At 72.3% G+C, this 21252-nt stretch carries 18 protein-coding genes; 16 read left to right on the top strand and 2 right to left on the bottom strand.

The annotated features are described in order from the left end of the window. Positions 1-35 precede the first annotated feature (35 nt). Positions 36-194 carry a hypothetical protein gene (locus tag MWU57_RS13330; protein ID WP_165799945.1) on the bottom strand — a complete coding sequence of 53 codons (159 nt, stop codon included), beginning with the start codon at positions 192-194 and terminating at the stop codon, positions 36-38. 223 nt (positions 195-417) lie between these two features. On the opposite strand from MWU57_RS13330, the gene MWU57_RS13335 reads away from it, so the two are divergent. From MWU57_RS13335 to MWU57_RS13410, 16 genes are all read left to right on the top strand, one after another. Next, positions 418-1743, top strand: a complete 1326-nt coding sequence (locus MWU57_RS13335) for a geranylgeranyl reductase family protein (protein WP_246909675.1) — start codon at positions 418-420, stop codon at positions 1741-1743. A 146-nt stretch (positions 1744-1889) separates the two neighbouring features. Beyond that, on the top strand, positions 1890-2252 hold the full coding sequence (locus MWU57_RS13340) for an NADH-quinone oxidoreductase subunit A (protein WP_106265007.1): 363 nt from the start codon (positions 1890-1892) through the stop codon (positions 2250-2252). 58 nt (positions 2253-2310) lie between these two features. Continuing rightward, complete coding sequence (locus MWU57_RS13345) at positions 2311-2862, top strand: NADH-quinone oxidoreductase subunit B family protein (protein WP_106265009.1); 552 nt, start codon at positions 2311-2313, stop codon at positions 2860-2862. Continuing rightward, positions 2859-3626: an NADH-quinone oxidoreductase subunit C gene (locus tag MWU57_RS13350; protein WP_246909676.1), complete on the top strand. Its 768-nt coding sequence runs from the start codon at positions 2859-2861 to the stop codon at positions 3624-3626. The genes MWU57_RS13345 and MWU57_RS13350 overlap by 4 nt, the downstream gene beginning before the upstream one ends. Next, positions 3623-4993, top strand: a complete 1371-nt coding sequence (locus MWU57_RS13355; RefSeq protein ID WP_246909677.1) for an NADH-quinone oxidoreductase subunit D — start codon at positions 3623-3625, stop codon at positions 4991-4993. Before MWU57_RS13350 ends, MWU57_RS13355 begins: the two co-directional genes overlap by 4 nt. Continuing rightward, positions 4990-5838, top strand: coding sequence for an NADH-quinone oxidoreductase subunit NuoE (nuoE, locus tag MWU57_RS13360; RefSeq protein ID WP_106265015.1), 849 nt, complete (start codon positions 4990-4992; stop codon positions 5836-5838). The genes MWU57_RS13355 and nuoE overlap by 4 nt, the downstream gene beginning before the upstream one ends. Continuing rightward, the gene (gene nuoF / locus MWU57_RS13365; protein ID WP_106265017.1) at positions 5831-7171 is read left to right on the top strand and encodes an NADH-quinone oxidoreductase subunit NuoF; all 1341 of its coding nucleotides are present in this window, start codon (positions 5831-5833) and stop codon (positions 7169-7171) included. Before nuoE ends, nuoF begins: the two co-directional genes overlap by 8 nt. Next, complete coding sequence (locus MWU57_RS13370; RefSeq protein WP_246909679.1) at positions 7168-9801, top strand: NADH-quinone oxidoreductase subunit G; 2634 nt, start codon at positions 7168-7170, stop codon at positions 9799-9801. Before nuoF ends, MWU57_RS13370 begins: the two co-directional genes overlap by 4 nt. Continuing rightward, complete coding sequence (gene nuoH / locus MWU57_RS13375; RefSeq protein WP_246909681.1) at positions 9798-11135, top strand: NADH-quinone oxidoreductase subunit NuoH; 1338 nt, start codon at positions 9798-9800, stop codon at positions 11133-11135. Before MWU57_RS13370 ends, nuoH begins: the two co-directional genes overlap by 4 nt. Beyond that, entirely contained in the window at positions 11132-11956 is an 825-nt protein-coding gene (gene nuoI / locus MWU57_RS13380) for an NADH-quinone oxidoreductase subunit NuoI (RefSeq protein ID WP_246909682.1), read from the top strand. Before nuoH ends, nuoI begins: the two co-directional genes overlap by 4 nt. Beyond that, the gene (locus MWU57_RS13385) at positions 11953-12750 is read left to right on the top strand and encodes an NADH-quinone oxidoreductase subunit J (protein WP_106265025.1); all 798 of its coding nucleotides are present in this window, start codon (positions 11953-11955) and stop codon (positions 12748-12750) included. The genes nuoI and MWU57_RS13385 overlap by 4 nt, the downstream gene beginning before the upstream one ends. Beyond that, positions 12750-13049, top strand: coding sequence for an NADH-quinone oxidoreductase subunit NuoK (nuoK, locus tag MWU57_RS13390; RefSeq protein ID WP_106265027.1), 300 nt, complete (start codon positions 12750-12752; stop codon positions 13047-13049). The genes MWU57_RS13385 and nuoK overlap by 1 nt, the downstream gene beginning before the upstream one ends. Before the next feature lie 20 nt (positions 13050-13069). Beyond that, on the top strand, positions 13070-15019 hold the full coding sequence (gene nuoL, locus MWU57_RS13395; RefSeq protein ID WP_246909717.1) for an NADH-quinone oxidoreductase subunit L: 1950 nt from the start codon (positions 13070-13072) through the stop codon (positions 15017-15019). A 15-nt stretch (positions 15020-15034) separates the two neighbouring features. Next, the gene (locus MWU57_RS13400) at positions 15035-16645 is read left to right on the top strand and encodes an NADH-quinone oxidoreductase subunit M (protein ID WP_246909683.1); all 1611 of its coding nucleotides are present in this window, start codon (positions 15035-15037) and stop codon (positions 16643-16645) included. Further along, entirely contained in the window at positions 16642-18384 is a 1743-nt protein-coding gene (nuoN, locus tag MWU57_RS13405; RefSeq protein WP_246909684.1) for an NADH-quinone oxidoreductase subunit NuoN, read from the top strand. Before MWU57_RS13400 ends, nuoN begins: the two co-directional genes overlap by 4 nt. Before the next feature lie 44 nt (positions 18385-18428). Further along, positions 18429-19472: a polyprenyl synthetase family protein gene (locus MWU57_RS13410; RefSeq protein ID WP_106265031.1), complete on the top strand. Its 1044-nt coding sequence runs from the start codon at positions 18429-18431 to the stop codon at positions 19470-19472. Positions 19473-19562: 90 nt separating this feature from the next. On the opposite strand, the gene MWU57_RS13415 is transcribed toward MWU57_RS13410, so the two are convergent. Further along, the gene (locus MWU57_RS13415) at positions 19563-21053 is read right to left on the bottom strand and encodes a S1 family peptidase (protein ID WP_246909685.1); all 1491 of its coding nucleotides are present in this window, start codon (positions 21051-21053) and stop codon (positions 19563-19565) included. Positions 21054-21252: the final 199 nt, after the last annotated feature.

Here is a 21252-nt window from a genome sequence, read left to right on the forward strand (position 1 = left end):
GCGGTCCGGACCTCGACGTTCGGCGGGTGGTGGCGTCAGCTCTTGGTGAACTCGCTGACCTTCTCCTGGACGCGGGGGTCGTTCCACGTCTCGGTGGCCCACCCCTTGGCCTGGTCGAGGGTCGAGCGACCCTTCTCCGTGCCGAGGAAGTAGCCCAGCGCGGCGCCGATGACGAGTGCGGTCGTTGCCTTCATGGTGCGGTGCCTCCTGGTGGCAGATGCGGGTCGGACGGTGCGCTGATGCGGTTCGACCGTATGCCGCGACCTGCCTCGACGCCACCCTGGGCCCGAGGGAAGGTTCACCTTCCTACACATCTGCCGAGGATCGTGACTAGAGTGACGCGCAGTACGTTGTGACTGAGTTCACAAGACGTCCCCGGCAACGGAGTCGGGGTCTCTCGTCCAGGGAGGTGAGGCAGTGCGAGCATCGCATCGCGACGACGCCGACGTGATCGTCGTGGGCGCCGGGCCGGCCGGTGCCTCGACCGCGCACTGGTGCGCCTCCGCCGGCCTCGACGTGCTCCTCCTGGACAAGGCGTCGTTCCCCCGGGACAAGATCTGCGGCGACGGCCTGACGCCACGCGCCGTGGCCGAGCTCGCCCGGATGGGCGTCGACACGCGGCCCGACGACGGCTGGATCCGCAACGAGGGTCTGCGCGTGGTCGCCGGCGGGCGGTCCTGGGAGCTCGCCTGGCCCGAGCTGACCACCTACCCCGGCTACGGGATGGCCCGCGCCCGCATGTCGCTCGACCACCGGCTGGTCCAGCACGCGCAGGCCTCCGGCGCCAAGCTCGTCGAGCGCACGCGGGTCGCCGGCGCGCTGACCGACGAGCGCAGCGACCGCGTCGTGGGCGTGACGGCGCAGCCTCTCGACGGGCGTGGCCGCGCCGACGGCCCCGTGACCACGTACCGCGCTCCCGTCGTCGTCGCCGCCGACGGCGTGTCCTCGCGGTTCGCGACCACGCTCGGCATCACGCGCCGTGACGACCGCCCCCTGGGCACCGCCGTGCGCACCTACTTCCGCACCGAGCACGCGGGCGGGGTCACCTCGCGCCACGAGGACCCCTTCATGGAGTCCCACCTCGAGCTGTGGGACGGCGCGCCGGGGGAGTCGAACCTCCTGCCCGGCTACGGCTGGATCTTCGCCCTCGGCGACGGCACGGCGAACGTGGGTCTCGGCGCGGTCAGCTCCACCCCGGCCCGCCAGTCCGCCACCGGGCACGACTACCGCGCGCTGATGGCCGCGTGGATGCGCAACACCCCGAGCGAGTGGGGCTTCACCCCCGACAACCAGGTCGGTCCGGTGCGGGGTGCCGCACTGCCGATGGGGTTCAACCGGTCGCCGATGTACGCGGACGGCACGCTGCTGGTGGGTGACTCCGCCGGGATGGTCAGCCCGTTCAACGGCGAAGGCATCGCCTACGCGCTCCAGGCCGGGCGGGTGGCCGCCGACGCGATCGCGCAGGCCCGCACCCGGACCACCGACGACGCCCGCGAGCGCACCCTGGCCACCTACACCGACCGCATGCGTGCCGACCTGGGCGGCTACTACACGCTCGGGCGCTGGTTCGTGCGGCTCATCGAGCACCCCGCGGTGATGCGGCTGTGCGTGCGGTACGGGCTGCCACGGCGGGTCGTCATGCAGTTCGTCCTCAAGCTGCTCTCGGACTGCTACGAGCCCCGCGGCGGTGACTGGGTCGACCGGGTCATCGCCGGGCTCACCAGGGTGGTCCCGAATGCGTGAGGTCCAGGAGCCCCCGCAGAGGGACGCCGAGGGACGACGTGTGCCGGAGCGCGGCACCGCAGAGCTCGCGCGGAGGAGCGTGGCATGAGACCCGACGTGGCACGAGGGAGTGACACCGACGTGATCGATCCAGGCGAGGAGATCCGATGAGCAACCCGTACGTCCCGGTGCTGGTCCTCATGGGGATCGCGGCCGTGCTCGCGCTCGGCGGGGTGGCGGCGAGCGCCGTCATCGGGCCCAAGCGGTACAACCGCGCCAAGCTGGACGCGTACGAGTGCGGCATCGAGCCGACCCCGCTCGCGATGGGTGGCGGCCGCCTGCCGATCAAGTACTACCTGGTGGCGATGACGTTCATCGTCTTCGACATCGAGGTGGTCTTCCTCTACCCGTGGGCCGTGGACTTCGCCGTCCTGGCCGGGTTCGGGCTGGCGGCGATGCTCGTCTTCCTGGTGCTGATCACCGTGCCGTTCGTCTACGAGTGGCGGCGCGGCGGGTTCGACTGGGTCTGACAGGAAGTTCGGCAAGGGTGCCGCTGCGGTGGCACCGACGCTCCGCGAAGGAGGAGACATGGGGCTGGAGGAATCGCCGTCGGGCTTCCTGCTCACGACGATCGAGGACCTCGCGGGCTACCTGCGCAAGGCGTCCGTGTGGCCGGTGACGTTCGGTCTGGCGTGCTGCGCCATCGAGATGATGGCGGCCGGTGCGTCGCGGTTCGACCTGTCCCGGTTCGGCATGGAGGTCTTCCGGGCGTCACCGCGCCAGGCCGACCTGATGATCGTGGCCGGGCGCGTCAGTCAGAAGATGGCGCCCGTCGTCCGGCAGGTCTACGACCAGATGAGCGAGCCCAAGTGGGTGCTGTCGATGGGTGTGTGCGCGTCCAGCGGCGGCATGTTCAACAACTACGCGATCGTGCAGGGCGTCGACCACATCCTGCCCGTCGACATCTACCTGCCGGGCTGCCCGCCGCGCCCCGAGATGCTGATCAACGCGATCCTGGCGCTGCACCAGCAGATCCAGGACGCGCCGCTCGGCGTGAACCGGGTCGAGGCGGCGAAGGCCGCCGAGGCGGCGGCGCTCGAGGCGACGCCCACCTCCCGGATGATCGGCCTGCTGCGATGACGCCGGACGAGGGGCGCGAGGTCGCCCGCGGCGGTCACGACCTGCCGGAGCCGACGGCGGAGCTCGTCGCCGAGCGCACGGGCATGTTCGGCGCGCACGGCACGGGCGACACCTCCGGCTACGGCGGGCTGGTGCGCACGGTCACGATGCCGCCGGCCGCCGCCCGCCCCTACGGGAGCTGGTTCGACGAGGCCGTCGACGTGCTCGCGGAGGTCCTCGGCGAGCAGGGTGTCACGTTCGGCGACGCGGTCGAGCGGGTCACGGTCTCCGACCCGCGCCGGCGGGACGACGCCGACCCGGGCACGGACCCGAGCGACGACGCCGAGCTGACGCTGTACGTCGCCCGCGAGCACCTCGTGCCGGTCTGCCAGGTGCTGCGCGACGACCAGGACCTGCGCTTCGAGCTCTCCCTCGGGGTCTCGGGCGTCCACTACCCCGAGGACGCCGGGCGCGAGCTGCACGCCGTCTACCACCTGACGTCGGTGACGCACGCGCGCCGGCTGCGCCTCGAGGTCGCGTGCCCGGACGCGGACCCGCACATCCCGACGACCACCGGCGTCTACCCGACGAACGACTGGCACGAGCGTGAGACGTGGGACTTCTTCGGGATCGTGTTCGACGGCCATCCCGGCCTGGCCCGCATCGAGATGCCGGACGACTGGCCGGGTCACCCGCAGCGCAAGGACTACCCGCTCGGCGGGATCCCCGTGGAGTACAAGGGCGCCACGGTGCCGCCGCCGGACACGAGGAGGCAGTACTCATGACCGCGCCTGCCCATGACAGCCCGCCCGCCCCGCACGCGGCGCGCTCGACGCGCCCGCCGAGCGAGGACTACGGGCCCAGCGTGCCGGGCTTCGAGGCGTCCGGCGGCGACTGGGAAGAGATCGCGCGGGAGGCGATCGGCGAGGAGCGGATCGTCGTCAACATGGGGCCGCAGCACCCGTCCACCCACGGCGTGCTGCGCCTCATGCTCGAGATCGACGGCGAGACGGTGACCGAGGCCCGCTGCGGCATCGGGTACCTGCACACCGGCATCGAGAAGAACATGGAGTTCCGCACCTGGACGCAGGGCACCACGTTCTGCACCCGGATGGACTACCTCGCGCCGCTGTTCCAGGAGACCGCCTACTGTCTCGGCACGGAGCGGCTGCTGGGCATCACCGACGACGTGCCGGAGCGCGCGAGCGTGATCCGGGTGCTCATGATGGAGCTCAACCGCGTCGCCTCCCACCTGGTCTGCCTCGGCACGGGCGGCAACGAGATGGGCGCGACGACGGTCATGACGATCGGGTTCACCGCCCGCGAGGAGATCCTGCGGCTCTTCGAGGCGATCACGGGCCTGCGCATGAACCACGCGTACGTGCGCCCGGGCGGCGTCGCCACGGACGCGCCGGAGGGCTTCACCGACCAGGTGCGGGCCGCGCTGCCGAAGGTCCGCGGGTACCTGGGCCAGCTCGGTGACCTGATGCTCGCCAACCCCATCTTCCGGTCGCGCCTCACGGACGTCGGTGTGCTCAACCTGGCCGGCTGCTTCGCCCTCGGCATCACGGGGCCGGTGCTGCGCTCGGCCGGGCACCCGTACGACGTGCGCAAGACCTTCCCGTACAGCGGCTACGAGACGTACGACTTCGACGTCCCGACCGACACCGCGGCGGACTCGTACTCGCGCGTGGTGCTGCGCCTCGAGGAGTGCTACCAGTCGCTGAAGATCGTCGAGCAGTGCCTGCAGCGCCTGGACGACACGGCGGGCGCGCCGGTGATGGTCGCCGACAAGAAGGTCGCGTGGCCCGCCCAGCTGTCCGTCGGGTCCGACGGCCAGGGCAACTCGCTCGACCACATCCGCCAGATCATGGGCACCTCGATGGAGGCCCTCATCCACCACTTCAAGCTGGTGACCGAGGGGTTCGGGGTCCCGGCCGGGCAGACGTGGCAGACGGTCGAGCACCCGCGCGGCGAGCTGGGCGTGCACCTCGTGTCCGACGGCGGCACGAGACCCTACCGGGCGCACTTCCGCGACCCGTCGTTCAACAATCTCCAGGCCGTGTCGGTGCTGTGCGAGGGCGGCCAGGTGGCCGACGTCGTCGTCGCCGTCGCGTCCCTGGACCCGGTGCTGGGAGGGGTGGACCGATGACGGCCGAACCGGTGGGCGCGCGGTCGCGCACGGGGTACGACGCCGAGACCCTGGCCGCGCTGACGGCCGACGCCGAGCAGATCACGGCGCGCTACCCCGACCCCCGCTCCGGGCTGCTGCCGATGCTGCACCTGGTGCAGTCGGTGGACGGCTACGTCAGCCGGGACGGGATCCTGTTCTGCGCCGAGCAGCTGGAGATGACGGCGGCCGAGGTCTCGGCGGTCGCGACGTTCTACACCCAGTACAAGCGGCACCCCAACGGCACGTACACCGTGGGCGTGTGCACCAACACGCTGTGCGCGGTGATGGGCGGCGACGCGATCTTCGACCGCTTGTCGGAGCACCTCGACGTCGGGCACGACGAGACCACGCCGGACGGCTCGATCACGCTGGAGCGCGTCGAGTGCAACGCGGCCTGCGACTACGCCCCCGTGATGATGGTCAACTGGGAGTTCTTCGACAACCAGACCCCGGAGTCGGCCACGGAGATCGCCGACCGGCTGCGCGCGGGCCAGGACGTCACGCCGACCCGCGGGGCGGCGAGCGTGTGCTCGTTCAAGCAGACGAGCCGGGTGCTCGCCGGGTTCCCCGACGGACGTGCCGACGAGGGCACGGGCGCCGGGGGACCCACGCTCGAGGGCCTGCGGATCGCGCGCGAGCGGGGCTGGACGGCCCCGGAGCCGGACGGCGTGGACGCCGCCGGCGAGCCCGCGGCCGAGGTGCCGCCGGAGACGGGCACGGCGCAGTCCAGCGCGGAGCGCAAGCCGACGACGACGCAGGACGAGAAGCCGGGCATGCCGGACGCCTCGGAGCCGGGCGAGCGGACGGAGGGTTCCGATGACTGACATGCTCACGCCGGTCCTCACCGACACCTGGGACGCCCAGCGGTCGTGGACGTTGGAGTCCTACCTGGACCACGGCGGCTACGAGGGCCTGCGGGCCGCGCTCGCCCAGGACCCCGCCGACGTGGTGCAGGCCGTCAAGGACTCCGGCCTGCGCGGCCGGGGCGGCGCCGGGTTCCCCACCGGCATGAAGTGGGGCTTCCTCCCCGCGCCCGACGGCGGACCCCGCTACCTGGTGGTCAACGCCGACGAGTCCGAGCCGGGCACCTGCAAGGACATCCCGCTGATGCTGGCCAGCCCGCAGCACCTGGTCGAGGGCGTCGCGATCACCAGCTACGCCATCGGGTGCCACCACGCGTTCATCTACGTCCGCGGCGAGGTGCTGCACGTCTACCGCCGCCTCCTGGCGGCCGTCCAGGAGGCCTACGACGCGGGGTACCTCGGCACCGACATCCAGGGGTCGGGGTTCGACCTCGAGGTCACCGTGCACGCGGGGGCCGGCGCCTACATCTGCGGCGAGGAGACGGCCCTGCTCGACTCCCTCGAGGGCAAGCGCGGCCAGCCGCGGCTCAAGCCGCCGTTCCCGGCCGTCGCCGGCCTGTACGCGCGGCCCACCGTGGTCAACAACGTCGAGTCGATCGCCTCGGTCCCCGGCATCCTGGCGAAGGGAGCCGAGTGGTTCGCGTCCATGGGCACGGAGAAGTCCCAGGGCCACGGGCTGTTCTCCCTGTCCGGCCACGTGACCCGGCCCGGGCAGTTCGAGGCGCCCCTGGGCATCACCCTGCGCGAGCTCCTGGAGCTCGCCGGCGGGGTCCGTGAGGGCCACGAGCTGAAGTTCTGGACCCCCGGCGGGTCCTCGACGCCGTTGTTCACGGCGGAGCACCTCGACGTCCCCCTCGACTACGAGTCGGTCGGGGCCGCGGGGTCCATGCTCGGCACCAGGGCGCTGCAGATCTTCGACGAGACGACCTGCGTGGTGCGGGCCGTGAGCCGGTGGACCGACTTCTACGCGCACGAGTCCTGCGGCAAGTGCACGCCCTGCCGCGAGGGCACCTACTGGCTCAAGCAGGTGCTGCACCGCATCGAGGCGGGCGAGGGCACCGGACCCGACATCGACCTGCTGCTCGACCTGTGCGACAACATCCTCGGCCGCGCGTTCTGCGCGCTGGGGGACGGGGCGACGTCGCCCATCACCTCGAGCATCCAGTACTTCCGGGACGAGTACGAGGCGCACCTCGACGGGCGGGGCTGCCCGTTCGACCCGGCCCGGTCCACGCTGTTCGACGACACGCCCGAGGCGCCGCCGGCGCTCGCGGGTGCGGGAGGCCACCGATGACCGCCACCACGGACAAGGCGACGCCCGGCGGCCCCGCCGGGGAGGCCGTCGAGACGGTGACCTGCACGATCGACGAGGTCGAGGTCACCGTGCCGAAGGGGACGCTGATCATCCGCGCCGCCGAGCAGGTCGGCATCGAGATCCCCCGGTTCTGCGACCACCCGCTGCTGGAGCCGGCCGGTGCGTGCCGGCAGTGCCTCGTCGAGGTCGCCATGCCCGACCGCGAGGGCAACGTGCGGGCGATGCCCAAGCCGCAGGCGTCCTGCACCATGACGGTCACCCCGGGCATGGTCGTCAAGACCCAGCGGACCTCGGCGGTCGCCGACAAGGCGCAGGAGGGTGTCATGGAGCTGCTGCTCATGAACCACCCCCTCGACTGCCCGGTCTGCGACAAGGGCGGCGAGTGCCCGCTGCAGAACCAGGCCATGAAGAACGGCCGGGCGACGTCGCGGTTCGCGGACGTCAAGCGCACCTTCCCCAAGCCCATCCACGTCTCCTCCCAGGTGCTCCTCGACCGGGAACGGTGCGTGCTGTGCCAGCGGTGCACACGCTTCAGCGAGGAGATCGCCGGCGACGAGTTCATCGCGCTGCAGGAGCGCGGGGCGGACCAGCAGATCGGCCGGTTCGACGAGCAGGTGCTCGACTTCGCGCCGCCGTGCGGCGGTCACGGCGAGGGCGCGCCTGGAGAAGGCCCGGCGGGCCCGTCTGCCGGACCGGTCGACGTCCCGCTCGGCATCGCGCAGCCCGACACCTCGGGCCAGCCGTTCGCCTCCTACTTCTCGGGCAACACGGTGCAGATCTGCCCGGTGGGCGCGCTGACCAGCGCCGCGTACCGGTTCCGGTCGCGGCCGTTCGACCTGGTCTCGACCCCGAGCGTCGCCGAGCACGACGCGTGCGGGGCGGCGATCCGCATCGACCACCGCCGCGGCAAGGTGATGCGCCGGCTGGCCGGTGACGACCCGGCCGTCAACGAGGAGTGGATCACCGACAAGGACCGCTTCGCGTTCACGTGGCAGTCGGCACCCGACCGGATCGCGACGCCGTTGGTGCGTGAGGACGGCGAGCTGCGGCCGGCGTCGTGGGTCGAGGCGCTGGAGGTCGCCGCGCAGGGCCTGGCCACGGCGCGCGACGACGGCGGGGTCGGCGTCCTGCCGGGCGGCCGGCTCACGGTCGAGGACGCCTTCGCCTGGTCCCGGTTCGCCCGGACGGTGCTGCGGACGGACGACGTCGACCAGCGCGCCCGCGTGCACTCCGTCGAGGAGACCGCATTCCTGGCGCACGAGGTGGCAGGAAGCGGCGTCGGCGTCACGTTCGCCGACCTGGAGGCTGCTCCCGCGGTCCTGCTCGCCGGTCTGGAGGCCGAGGAGGAGGCGGGCATCACGTTCCTGCGCCTGCGCAAGGCCGTGAAGGCCGGGGCGCGGGTGTTCTCCGTCGCGCCGTTCCGCAGCCGCGGACTGGCCCGGTTGGACGGGACGCTGCTCCCGACGGCGCCCGGCACGGAGGCGGACTGGCTCGGCACCCTGGCCACCCAGGCGTCCGGCGGCCTGGTGCCCGCCGGCGCGGACAGCGAGACCCTCGAGGACGTGGCCGGCGCGCTCGGCCAGGAGGGCGCCGTCGTGCTCGTGGGTGAACGGCTCGCCGGCGCACCCGGCGCGTACACCGCGGCGCTGCGGCTCGCGGAGTCGACGGGAGCACGGCTCGCCTGGATCCCGCGGCGCGCCGGTGAGCGCGGCGGGGTCGAGGCCGGTCTGCTGCCCGGCCTGCTGCCTGGTGGTCGCCCGCTCGTCGACGACGAGGCCCGGGCCGAGGCGGCCGCGGCCTGGGGGGTCGACGTCGGCACCCTGCCGGACACCCCCGGGCTGGACACCGACGGGATCCTGGACGCCCTGAGCGTCGGTCAGCTCACCGGTGCGCTGGTGGGCGGACTCGAGCTGGCGGACCTGCCCGACCCGGAGCACGCCCGCCGCGCCCTCGGGGCCGCCCGGTTCGTCGTGGCCCTCGAGGTGCGGCACACCGAGGCCACCGCGCTCGCCGACGTCGTGCTCCCCGTCGCACCGCCCGTCGAGCGGGCGGGGTCCTACTGGAACTGGGAGGGCCGCGTGCGGTCCTTCGGCCAGGCGCTGGAGTCCTCCGCGCTGCCCGACCACCGGGTGCTCGACGCGCTCGCCGCGCAGCTCGACGTGGACCTCGGCGCGGCCGAGCCCCTCGCGGCGCACCGGGCGATCGCGGCGTTCGGCGCCTGGCGGGGACAGCGGGCCGACGCCCCGCAGGCCGGCCCGCCGGAGCCTCCCGCGGTGGCGGCCGGCACCGCCGTCCTGGCGAGCTGGCACCTGCTGCTCGACGACGGCGCCCTGCAGGACGGCGAGGAGCACCTGGCGGGCTCGGCGAAGCGTCCGGTGGCCCGGGTCAGCGCGGTCACGGCGGCCGGGTTCGACGTGTTCGACGGTGACCTGGTGACGGTCTCCACCGACCGCGGCTCGATCACCGTGCCGGTGGCGATCACGGAGATGGTCGACCACGTGGTCTGGCTGCCGACGGCGTCACGCGGGTGCCGGGTCCACGACGACCTGGGTGCCGGGCCGGGCGCGCCGGTGCGGATCGCGCCGGCCGAGAAGGGAGACGACGCATGATCCCCGGGGTCGCCGCCGACTTCAGCGCGGACACGATCGTCACGACGATCGTCAAGGCCGTGCTCATCATCGTGTTCCTGCTCACGAGCGTGCTCTTCGCGATCTGGTTCGAGCGCAAGGTCGTGGCCCGCATGCAGCTGCGCCCCGGCCCGAACTGGCACGGACCGATCGGACTGCTGCAGTCGCTGGCCGACGCGATGAAGCTGCTGCTCAAGGAGGACCTGACGGTGACGCGGGCCGACCGTGTCATGTACCTGCTGGCGCCGATGATCTCGGTGTTCTGCGCGCTGCTCGTCTTCGCCGTCATCCCGTTCGGCCCGAGCGTCACGATCCCCTTCACCGACTACTCCACGCCGGCCCAGCTGACGGACTTCCCCGTGGCGACGCTGTACGTGCTGGCGTGCGCCTCCATCGGCGTCTACGGCATCGTCCTGGGCGGCTGGTCCTCCGGCTCGACCTACCCGCTGCTGGGCGCCGTGCGGTCCACGGCCCAGGTGATCAGCTACGAGCTCGCGATGGGGCTCTCCCTGGTGAGCGTCTTCATCATGGCCGGCTCGATGTCGACCTCGTCGATCGTGGAGTCGCAGACGGCCCTGTGGTGGTTCCTGCCGCTGGCGCCCGCGTTCGTCGTGTACATCATCTCGATGGTGGGGGAGACGAACCGGCTGCCCTTCGACCTGCCCGAGGCGGAGGGCGAGCTGGTCTCGGGCTACATGACCGAGTACTCGTCGATGAAGTTCGCCTGGTTCTTCCTGGCCGAGTACATCGCGATGATCAACGTCTCCGCCGTCGCCACGACGCTGTTCCTCGGCGGGTGGCGCGCCCCGTGGCCGCTGTCGATGATCGGCGACGGGGTCCTCAACACCGGCTGGTGGCCGGTGCTGTGGTTCCTGGCCAAGGTCTGGGTGCTGATGTTCTTCTTCGTGTGGGTGCGCGGCACGCTGCTGCGGCTGCGCTACGACCAGTTCATGGTGTTCGGCTGGAAGGTTCTCATCCCGTTCGCCCTCGTCTGGCTGGTGGCCCTGGCGTCGTTCCGCTGGGCCGGTCTGTCAGGGGTGACCCGCACGCAGATGATCGTGGCGATCCTGGTGGTGTTCGCCCTGGTGATGGTCGTGCTGTGGCTGTGGCCGCAGCGCAAGACGCCCGACAGACCGGCGGCCGACGGCGCAGGCCCGGAGGGCGGCGGGTTCGACGCGTTCGCGGGCGGCTACCCCGTCCCGCCGCTGCCCGGACAGGCGCTGCCGGCCTCGCCGCGCGCCCGTCGCACGGTGCCGCCGGCACCGCAGGACCCCCCGGCTTCCCCGGCCGACGTCGACGCGGAGGAGACGCGATGACCGACAAGCCGTACGAGCCGCTGCGCCCGACCAAGGGACCGGTGGGCGAGCTGTTCGCCCCGGTCGCCGGGTTCGGCGTGACGTTCTCGTCGATGTTCCGACCGGCCGTCACCGAGGAGTACCCCCGGAAGAAGACGGCCCCCCAGTCCCGCTACCACGGGCGCCACCAGCTCAACCGGTACGCCGACGGCCTGGAGAAGTGCATCGGCTGCGAGCTGTGCGCCTGGGCGTGCCCGGCCGACGCGATCTACGTCGAAGGTGCGGACAACGCGGACCTGGCGGAGAACGACGGCTCGGCCGAGCCGGTGCACATGTCGCCCGGTGAGCGGTACGGCCGCGTGTACCAGATCAACTACCTGCGCTGCATCTTCTGCGCGCTGTGCATCGAGGCGTGCCCCACGCGGGCGCTCACGATGAGCAACGACTACGAGATCGCCGGCCCCAGCCGGGAGGGCATGATCTACGAGAAGCAGGACATCCTGGCGCCGCTGGCCGAGGGGATGCTCGCCGGTCCGCACCCGATGGTGGAGGGCACCACCGACACGGAGTACTACCGGGGCGAGGTCACGGCACCCACCGCCGCGCAGGTGGACTGGGTGCGTGAGCGCCGCCCGGACGAGCCCACGCTGGACGCGGCCGCCGCCGTCGTCGCCGGTGACGCCCCGCCACCCACGCCCGACCAGCACCGGCTGCGGCCCGACCAGGACCGCGCCGTGGCGACGCGGGCCGCGGCCGAGGAGTCCAACATCGACGGCCGCTCCGCGGCGCGCGAGCGCGAGGCCCGCGGGTCGTCGCGGGTGGGTCAGGGGGGCGCGCGATGAGCGGCGGCGAGGAGGTCCTCTTCTGGACGCTGGCCCCGCTGATGGTGATCGCCGCCGCCGGGCTGCTCGTGGTCCGCCGTGCCGTGCACGCCGCCGTCTGCGTGGTGTTCGTGATGATCGGCCTGGCGGTGCTCTACGTGGCGCAGGAGGCGCCGTTCCTCGGGATCGTCCAGGTCGTCGTCTACACCGGCGCCGTGATGATGCTCTTCCTCTTCGTGCTGATGCTCGTGGGGGTCGACGCCGCGGACTCTCTCACGGAGACGATCCGCGGCCAGCGCTGGATCGGGCTGCTGCTCGGTGCCGGTCTGGCCGCGGTGCTGCTCGGCGTCGTCGCCCAGGCGACCTTCCCGCCGTCGGTCGGGCTCGCCCAGGCCAACGCCGTCACCAACCCGGTGGCGCTGGCCAGGGTGCTGATGCAGGACTACGTGGTCGCGATGGAGGTCGTGGGGATCCTCCTGGTCACGGCGGCCCTCGCGGGCCTGGTGCTCACGCACCGGCGCCGGCTCGGCAAGAAGCCGACGCAGCGTGCGCTGGCGGAGGCGAAGGTGGCCCTGCTGCCCACCGGTCGCCAGCTCACGCCGCTGCCCGCGCCGGGCGTCTACGCCCAGAACAACGCGATGGACACCCCGGCGCTCGACCCGGAGGGCCGCCCGCTGGAGCACTCCGTGCCGCGCGTGCTGCGCATCCGCGGCCAGCAGCGCTCCGCGACGGAGCTCCTCACCGCGGAGGAGACGCTGGTGCAACGCATCCAGCTGGACCGGCCCGCGCCGGCCGAGAACGGGGAGGACCGCTGATGGACCTCGTCAACTACCTCTATCTCGCGTCGATCCTGTTCGCGCTCGGTGCCACCACGGTGCTGCTGCGGCGCAACGCGATCGTCGTGTTCATGGGGGTCGAGCTGATGCTGAACGCCACCAACCTGGCGCTCGTGACGTTCGCCCGCCTGCACGGCGACATCACCGGACAGGTCCTCGCCTTCTTCGTCATGGTGGTGGCCGCCGCGGAGGTCGTCGTCGGCCTGGCGATCATCGTGACGATCTTCCGTGCCCGCCGGTCGGCCTCGGTCGACGACGTCAACCTGCTCAAGAGCTAGAGGGGCCGACGACTTCGATGATGCAGACTCTTTCGCTCGCGCCCTGGTTGGTCGCCACGCCGCTCGTCGGAGCGGCGCTGCTGCTCCTGGTCGGCCGGCTCAGCGACCGCTGGGGGCACTGGCTCGGCGTGCTGGCCTCGACGGCGACGTTCGTGATCGGCCTCGTGATCCTGCTCGACATGCTCGGCGTGGCCGCCGAGGACCGGGTGGGCGTCCACACCACGGCGAGCTGGATCGACGTCGGCCCGCTGCAGGTGGACCTCGGGTTCCAGGTGGACCCGCTGTCGATGACGTTCGTCATGCTGATCACCTTCGTCGGCTCGCTGATCCACCTGTACTCCGTGGCGTACATGTCCCACGACCGCGACCGCCGCCGGTTCTTCGCGTACCTCAACCTGTTCGTGGCCGCGATGCTGCTGCTCGTGCTCGCGGACTCCTACCTGCTGCTGTTCGTCGGCTGGGAGGGCGTGGGCCTGGCCTCGTTCCTGCTCATCGGGTTCTGGGACCACCACCTGCCCAACGCGGTGGCGGGCAAGAAGGCGTTCGTCATGAACCGCGTGGGGGACATGGGCCTCATCGCGGCGATGATGCTCATGCTCGCGACGTTCGGCGGGGTGGACTTCGCCACGGTGCTCGGCTCGGCCGACGCGGCGGACCAGGGCACGACGACGGCGATCGGCCTGCTGCTCCTGCTGGCGGCCTGCGGCAAGTCTGCCCAGCTGCCGCTGCAGGCGTGGCTCGGCGACGCGATGGCCGGCCCGACGCCGGTCTCCGCCCTCATCCACGCCGCCACGATGGTGACCGCGGGCGTCTACCTCCTGGTCCGCTCGGGACCGCTGCTGGAGGCGGCGCCGGACGCCCAGCTCGTCATCGCGGTCGTGGGTGCTCTGACCCTGCTGTTCGGGGCGGTCGTCGGCTGCGCCAAGGACGACATCAAGAAGGCGCTGGCCGCCTCGACGATGTCCCAGATCGGCTACATGATGCTCGCTGCGGGCCTCGGCCCCGTCGGGTACGCGTTCGCGATCTTCCACCTGCTGACGCACGGCTTCTTCAAGGCGGGCCTGTTCCTCGGGGCGGGCTCGGTCATGCACGCGATGGACGACGACGTGAACATGCGCCGGTTCGGCGGCCTGGCCCGGCTGCTGCCGGTCACCGCGATCACGATGGGCCTCGGCTGGCTGGCGATCCTCGGCGTCCCGCCGTTCTCCGGCTTCTACTCCAAGGACAAGATCATCGAGGTCGCGTTCGTGGGCGAGGGCTGGCGGCCGTGGGTGTTCGGGACGGTCGCCCTGGTGGGCGCCGGGATCACCGCCTACTACATGTCGCGGCTGTTCTTCATGACGTTCATGGGCCGACGGCGGTGGGTCACCGAGCTCGCGGGCGGTGCGGGGCGCGACGGTGCGGACGGCGACGAGGCCCCCGTGCGGCACCCGCACGAGTCCCCGTGGCTCATGACGCTGCCGATGATCGTGCTCGCGATCGGGTCGGTCGGGCTCGGCTTCGTGCTCAACGCCGGCGACCGGTTCGTGCACTGGCTCGAGCCGGTGACGGGGCACGCCGAGCACCACGAGCCGGTCCTGCCGATCTGGCTGATCGTGACCCTGACGCTCGTCCTCGTGGTCCTCGGCGCGGCCCTCGCGTTCGTGCAGTACGCCGTGCGGCGGGTGCCGACGACGCCGCCACCGGCCCCGGCGCTGGTGCGTGCGGCTCGGGTGGACCTGCACCAGGACGACGTCAACGAAGGGCTCGTGATGCTGCCGGGCAGGGTGCTGACGCGGTCGCTGGTCTTCGCGGACCGCACGGCGGTCGACGCCGGGTGGCTGGGTCTGGCCGGGGGCGTGGGACGCCTGGGCGGGCGGCTGCGAAGCATGCAGTCCGGGTACGTCCGGCAGTACGCCGCGATGACCCTGGGTGGTCTGGGCGTGATCGTGCTCGTGATCTGGCTGGTCTCCGGCCAGGGGGCGAGCTGAGGCGTGGAAGGGATGATGATGTCCGGCTTTCCCTGGGTGACTGCCCTCGTGGTGTGGCCGCTGGTCGCGGCGGCGGCGACGGTGCTGACCGGCGTGGGGCGCGGGCGCCCGGCGTCGGGTGCCGCGAGCGGAGGCGGCGCGTTCAGCGCCGGCACGGCCCGCACGGTGGCGCTGGTGGGCGCGCTGGTCGAGGTGGCGCTGCTGGTGGGGGCGTTCCTCGCCTTCGACACCTCGGCGGCGGGCACCCACCAGCTGACCGAGACGTACGCGTGGATCCCGGCGCTGGGGGCGAGCTACGCCGTCGGCGTCGACGGGGTGTCCTTGCTGCTCGTGGCGCTCAGCGTGGGGCTGGTGCCGCTGGTGATCCTCGCCGCGTGGCACGAGCAGGGCGGTGACCACGTCCGGCTGCGGCGCTACCTCGCCACGGTGCTGGTGCTGCTGTCCTTCATGGTCGTGGTGTTCACGGCGCGTGACGTGTTCCTGTTCTACGTGGTCTTCGAGGCCATGCTGATCCCGGCCTACTTCCTCGTGGGCGGGTTCGGGCAGGGGGCGCAGCGCCGGTACGCGGCGGTGAAGTTCCTGCTGTTCTCGCTGGCGGGCGGGCTCGTGATGCTGGCCGCCGTGGTCGCGCTGTACCTCCAGGTGCCGGTCGACCCGGCCACGGGGCTGCGCCCCGAGGACGCGTTCCTCACGGACAACCTCACCGGTCTGGCGCTCGACCCGACCGCCGAGCGGCTCATGTTCTGCGCCTTCTTCCTGGCGTTCGCGATCAAGGCGCCGATGTTCCCCGTGCACACCTGGCTGCCGGACGTGACGCAGAACGCCACCCCGGGCACGTCGACGCTGCTCATCTGCGTGCTCGACAAGGTGGGCACCTTCGGGATGCTGACGCTCTGCCTGCCGATCTTCCCGGCGGCGAGCCGGTGGGCGGCACCGGCGATCATCGTGCTCGCCGTGATCTCGATCCTGTACGGCGCGATCCTCGCGATCGGCCAGACCGACGTGCTGCGGCTGATCGGCTACACCTCGGTGTCGCACTTCGGGTTCATCATCCTGGGGATCTTCACCTTCACGTCGCTCGGGATCGCGGGCTCCAGCTTCATGATGCTCAACCACGGCATCTCCACCGGCGCGCTGTTCCTCCTGGCCGGTTTCGCGATCGTCCGGCACCCGCGGCGCAGCCAGCAGATCGCAGACTACGGCGGGATGCGCAAGGTCGCACCGGTGCTGGGCGGGACGTTCCTCGTGGCGGGCCTCTCGGCGCTCGCCCTGCCGGGGCTGGCCACGTTCGTCTCGGAGATCATGGTCTTCCTCGGCGCGTTCGCCCGGTGGCCCGTCCCGGTGCTGGTGGCGGTCCCTGCCGTCGTGCTCGCCGCCGTCTACGTGCTGCTGACCTACCAGCGCATGTTCACCGGCGCGGTGGGGGCCGACGTCGTCGGGGCGAAGGACCTGGACGTCCGCGAGAAGACGGTCGCCGGGGTGCTGGTGGCCGCGCTGGTGGTGCTGGGGCTGATGCCCGGACCGGCGCTGGACTACGTGCGCGAGCCCGCGGGCGTCTCCGTGGAGCACGTGGGTGAGACCGATCCCGAGCCCGTGCTCGGGGCCCTCGAGGGGAGCGACCAGTGATCGAGTTCGAGGCACCTGTCATCGACTGGGCCGTCCTGACCCCCGTCCTCGTGGTGCTGGCCGCCGGCGTGGTCGGCGTGCTGATCGAGGCGTTCGTGCCCGACCGGGGCCGCCGCACCACGCAGATCGTGCTCACGCTGGCGGCGCTCACCGGCTCGCTCGTGTCGGTGGTGCTGCTGTGGGACCGCGTGACCACCGAGGGGTACGCGTTCGTCGTCGACGGCACGTTCCTGCTGACCCCGTTCACGCTGGGCATCCAGGCCGTGGTGGCCGTGCTCGCCGTGCTCGGCGTGCTGGTGATCGCCGACCGGACGCGCACCGGCCAGGACGCGTTCGCCCCCACGGCCGCGGCCGTGCCCGGCACCACCTACGAGGACGCCGCGCGGGAGGCCGGGCTGCAGCAGACGGAGATCTACCCGCTGGTGCTCTTCGCCACCGGTGGCATGCTGCTCTTCCCCGCCACGGACAACCTCATCGTGCTGTTCATCGCCCTCGAGGTGCTGTCCCTGCCGCTGTACGTGCTGTGCGCCACGGCCCGCCGCCGCCGGCTGCTGAGCCAGGAGGCGGCGTTCAAGTACTTCCTGCTCGGGTCGTTCGCGAGCGCGATCATGCTTTTCGGCATCGCGCTGGTCTACGGGTTCGCGGGCACGGTGAGCCTCGAGGGTGCGCTCTTCGTGCTGGTGCACCCCGAGAGCCAGGTGCTCGAGATGATGCCGTCCCTGGTGATCGCCGGGGTGCTCCTCATCACGGTGGGTCTGCTGTTCAAGATCGGGGCGGCCCCGTTCCACACGTGGACGCCGGACGTCTACCAGGGTGCGCCCACCCCGATCACCGGCTACATGGCGGCCTGCGTCAAGGCGGCCGCCGTCGGCGCGCTGGTGCGGGTGGTCTTCACCCTGGCCGCCGGGCTGGACGAGCCCCTGCGACGCGATCTCGAGGTCGGGCTGTGGGCCGTGGCGATCCTCACGATGTTGATCGGCACCGTCGCCGGTGCCGTCCAGACCGACGTCAAGCGGATGCTCGCGTACTCGTCGATCGCGCACGCCGGGTTCCTCGCGGTCGCGTTCGTAGGCTTCTCCGAGACCGGCGCCGGCGCGGTGCTCTTCTACGTCCTCGCCTACGGGCTGGCCACGCTCGGAGCCTTCGCGGTGGCGACCCTCGTGCGCGAGCAGGACGCCGACGGCGTGGTCCTCGGGGAGGCGACCCACCTGTCGCAGTGGGCCGGGCTCGCCCGTCGCTCGCCGTGGCTCGCGGCCGCGTTCTCGCTGTTCCTGCTGTCGATGGCCGGCATCCCGCTCACGGCGGGGTTCATCGCGAAGTTCGGCGTGTTCTCGGCGGCCGTGGCGGCCGGCGCCTGGCCGCTGGCCGTGCTCGGCGTGCTCGCCTCGGCCGTCGCGGTGTTCTTCTACGTGCGGCTCATCGTGCTCATGGTGCTCACGCCCCCCACCGAGGAGTCCGAGCACGCCGAGCACGTCGAGGACGGCGCCGAACCTGCTGCCGCCGGGACATCGCGGGCCGACGACGCCGCGCCGGCCGACGACGCCGCGCCGGCGACGGGCACGCTCACCGCCGCGCGGGCCACCCTCGCCCGGGCCTCCGTGGTGGTGGTCGCCTCCCGGGGGCCGGCGACGGTGGCGATCGTGCTGTGCGCGGTCGGGGTCGTGCTGCTCGGGGTCGTGCCGCAGGTCGCCCTCGACTGGGCGGCTCAGGCGGCGACGTTCCGCCCGCTGCAGCCGTGACTCCCGGTTCGCTGCGGGCCGGTCCGGCCAGATAGGTTCGGACCGTGACCCGTGCTTCTGATGCCTCGGCCGGCGCTTCTGCCACGCTGCCGACCGCCATCCCCGTGAGCGACCCCGAGCTGGCCGACCGGCTCGCGGGCCGGCTCGCACGGGTCGATGCCGTCCTGGCCGAGGCGGTGGCCTCCACGGACCGGCTGGCCGACGACGCGTCGCGGCACCTCATCGCGGCCGGCGGCAAGCGGTTCCGCCCGCTGCTCACGCTGCTCGCCGGCGAGCTGGGCGACGGCGAGGACCCGCGCCTCGTCGACGCGGCCGTCGTCGTCGAGCTGACGCAGGTCGCCTCGCTGTACCACGACGACGTGATGGACTCCGCCCCCGTGCGCCGGGGGGCTCCGGCGGCGCACACCGTGTGGGGCAACTCGATCGCGATCCTCGTCGGGGACCTGCTGTTCGCCCGGGCGTCGGCGCTCGTCGCCGGGCTCGGGCCGGAGGCCGTGGTGCTGCAGTCGCACACCTTCGAGCGGATGTGCCTCGGCCAGCTCCACGAGACCACCGGGCCGGCCGCCGGGGACGACCCCGTCGACCACTACCTGCAGGTGCTCAGCGACAAGACGGCGTCGTTGCTCGCCACGTCGGCGCGCCTGGGTGCGATGTTCGGCGGGTGCCCCGACGAGATCGTCGAGGCGGTCACCGGGTACGGCGAGAAGGTGGGCACCGCCTTCCAGCTCGCGGACGACGTGCTGGACATCGCCTCCTCGGGGACCGAGTCCGGCAAGACGCCCGGGACCGACCTGCGCGAGCACGTGCCCACCATGCCCGTGCTGCTGCTGCGCCGCCGCGTCGAGCGCGGGGAGGCCTCGCCGTCGGACACCGCGCTGCTGGCCCGCCTCGACGGGGACCTGTCCGACGACGCGGCGCTGGCCGCCGTCGTGGCGGACCTGCGCGAGCACAGCGTGCTCGCCGAGACGCGAGAGCTCGCGGTGCGGTGGGCGCGGGAGGCGGCCGCCGAGCTGGCGCCGCTGCCCGACGGCCCGGTGAAGCAGGCGTTCGGCGACCTGGCGACCGCACTGGCCGACCGGGCCGCCTGACCCACCGGCGCGGACGCGAGGACGTGCCGTCCTCGCGCCCGCGCCGTCCCCGGCCGACGGGTCACGTGCGGTCGGGAGCGGGTCCGGGCGTCACGACACCGTGATGCCCGTCGTGTAAGCACCCGAGCCCGAGTAGGCGTGGACCACGACGCGGTAGTAGCCCGACGACGCCGAGTACGTCAGCGAGTCCAGGCTCGACGTCGTGGTGCCCTGCGCCACGGTGGACCAGCTGCTCCCGGTCCAGCGCTGCAGGTAGACGTCGAAGTCGCCGCTCGAGGGACCCTCGACGCACGCGGCGATCTGTGCCGAGCCGCTCTGGTTCCAGTAGCTGCCGTCCGGGTGCACGGCCTGGCCGCCCTGGCTCAGCGAGCCGTCGCTCGAGTAGGAGGTGCCGGTGCAGGACGGGTCCTCGCCGCCGCCCCCGCCACCGCCGTTGGTCACGAGGGTCAGGTCGTACCGGTTGAGGATGGGGTTGACCGGCTGGAAGAAGGTCGTGCCGCCGGAGCTGCAGTTGCCGGACCCCCCGGAGGTGACGCCCTGCGCCTGGTCGCCGGCGAGCAGGGAGCCGCCCGAGTCGCCGGGCTCGGCGCAGACGGTGGTGCGGATCAGCCCGTTCACGCTGCCCTGCGGGTAGGTCACGGTCGCGTTGTAGGCCTGGATGGTGCCGCAGTGCCAGCCGGTGGTGGACCCGGAGCGGCACACCTGCGAGCCGACCGGGGCCTGGGCGGAGCCGGCGACCGCGACGACGCCACCGGCGTAGTCGTTCACCGCGCCGACGGGTGTGTTCCCGGCCGCGGTGCGCACGTGCGCCATGTCGCTGCCGGGGAAGACCGACCCGGCGAACGTGCCGCTCGGCTGGGACGTCGTCGCCCCCGTGGAGCCGCAGTGCCCGGCCGTGACGAACCCGGTGGTGACGGCGAAGCCGACGGAGCACCGTGACCCGCCGCCGATGTAGTAGGCGTTGCCGCCGACGACGTCCTGGTAGGTCCGCGGCTCCTCGGTGGTGCGCTCGAAGGTGACCGCCCGCTGGGGGACCCCGGCCGCCCTCGCCGCCTGGCGGGCCTCGCCGCGGGACCCGCGGTGCACCTGGACCACGATCGTGTTCTCCGCGAGGTCGACGTAGGTGCCGGGCACGCCCTCGACGTCGGACAGCGGGGCGGTCAGGGACGACTGCCACTGCTCGAGGTCCTCCAGCGAGTACCGCGCGGTGACGGCCCGGGCGCCGGCCCGGCGGACCGTCGGGACCTGGGACGTGTCGGTGACGGCCGCGTAGACGACGTCGTCCTCGGCGTCGATCCACATTCCCGCGAAGTCGTCGCCGAGGGCGGCGTCGAGCTCGTCGAGCGTGTCCGAGGCGTCGGCCTGGAAGTCCAGGCGCTCGACGGCGCGGTCCTCGGTCACGTCGAGGTCGTCCTGCATGGCCTCGAGCAGCTCGACGGGGTACTTCTCCGCCAGGTCCGCCTCGCCGAGCGGTTCCTCGGCGTCGGGGGTCGGGCTCGCGGCCTGGGCGGTGAACGCCGTGGCCGCGAGGGTGAGCGTCGCCGTGGTGGTGGCGAGCGTCCTGAAGGTCGTTCGTCTCATGGAGCTTCCTTCCGTCAGGTGCCGGGCGGAGTACCCGGCAGACCCACGGTATGCTCCGTACTCAGCATCTGCCCAGATAACATTCAGGTCATACCAAGGCAGTATTCAGGGACGTCATTGTAGCCCCGAGCATCGGTCGGGGTCAGGTCCAGCCTCGCCGCTGCGGGCGGTTTCTGCCCGTCGAACGGTGGAGCCGTCG

The sequence above is a fragment of the Isoptericola sp. S6320L genome (assembly GCF_023015685.1).
Taxonomy (GTDB): Bacteria; Actinomycetota; Actinomycetes; order Actinomycetales; family Cellulomonadaceae; genus Isoptericola; species Isoptericola halotolerans_A.

Excerpts from the sequence above, each read along its gene's own strand:
- nuoH (WP_246909681.1), top strand. The coding sequence starts at position 9,798 with ATGATCCCCGGGGTCGCCGCCGACTTCAGCGCGGACACGATCGTCACG.
- nuoI (WP_246909682.1), top strand. The coding sequence starts at position 11,132 with ATGACCGACAAGCCGTACGAGCCGCTGCGCCCGACCAAGGGACCGGTG.
- MWU57_RS13340 (WP_106265007.1), top strand. The coding sequence starts at position 1,890 with ATGAGCAACCCGTACGTCCCGGTGCTGGTCCTCATGGGGATCGCGGCC.
- nuoL (WP_246909717.1), top strand. The coding sequence starts at position 13,070 with ATGCAGACTCTTTCGCTCGCGCCCTGGTTGGTCGCCACGCCGCTCGTC.
- MWU57_RS13370 (WP_246909679.1), top strand. The coding sequence starts at position 7,168 with ATGACCGCCACCACGGACAAGGCGACGCCCGGCGGCCCCGCCGGGGAG.
- MWU57_RS13400 (WP_246909683.1), top strand. The coding sequence starts at position 15,035 with ATGATGTCCGGCTTTCCCTGGGTGACTGCCCTCGTGGTGTGGCCGCTG.
- MWU57_RS13345 (WP_106265009.1), top strand. The coding sequence starts at position 2,311 with ATGGGGCTGGAGGAATCGCCGTCGGGCTTCCTGCTCACGACGATCGAG.
- MWU57_RS13330 (WP_165799945.1), bottom strand. The coding sequence starts at position 194 with ATGAAGGCAACGACCGCACTCGTCATCGGCGCCGCGCTGGGCTACTTC.
- nuoF (WP_106265017.1), top strand. The coding sequence starts at position 5,831 with ATGACTGACATGCTCACGCCGGTCCTCACCGACACCTGGGACGCCCAG.
- nuoK (WP_106265027.1), top strand. The coding sequence starts at position 12,750 with ATGGACCTCGTCAACTACCTCTATCTCGCGTCGATCCTGTTCGCGCTC.
- MWU57_RS13385 (WP_106265025.1), top strand. The coding sequence starts at position 11,953 with ATGAGCGGCGGCGAGGAGGTCCTCTTCTGGACGCTGGCCCCGCTGATG.
- MWU57_RS13350 (WP_246909676.1), top strand. The coding sequence starts at position 2,859 with ATGACGCCGGACGAGGGGCGCGAGGTCGCCCGCGGCGGTCACGACCTG.
- nuoE (WP_106265015.1), top strand. The coding sequence starts at position 4,990 with ATGACGGCCGAACCGGTGGGCGCGCGGTCGCGCACGGGGTACGACGCC.
- MWU57_RS13355 (WP_246909677.1), top strand. The coding sequence starts at position 3,623 with ATGACCGCGCCTGCCCATGACAGCCCGCCCGCCCCGCACGCGGCGCGC.
- MWU57_RS13415 (WP_246909685.1), bottom strand. The coding sequence starts at position 21,053 with ATGAGACGAACGACCTTCAGGACGCTCGCCACCACCACGGCGACGCTC.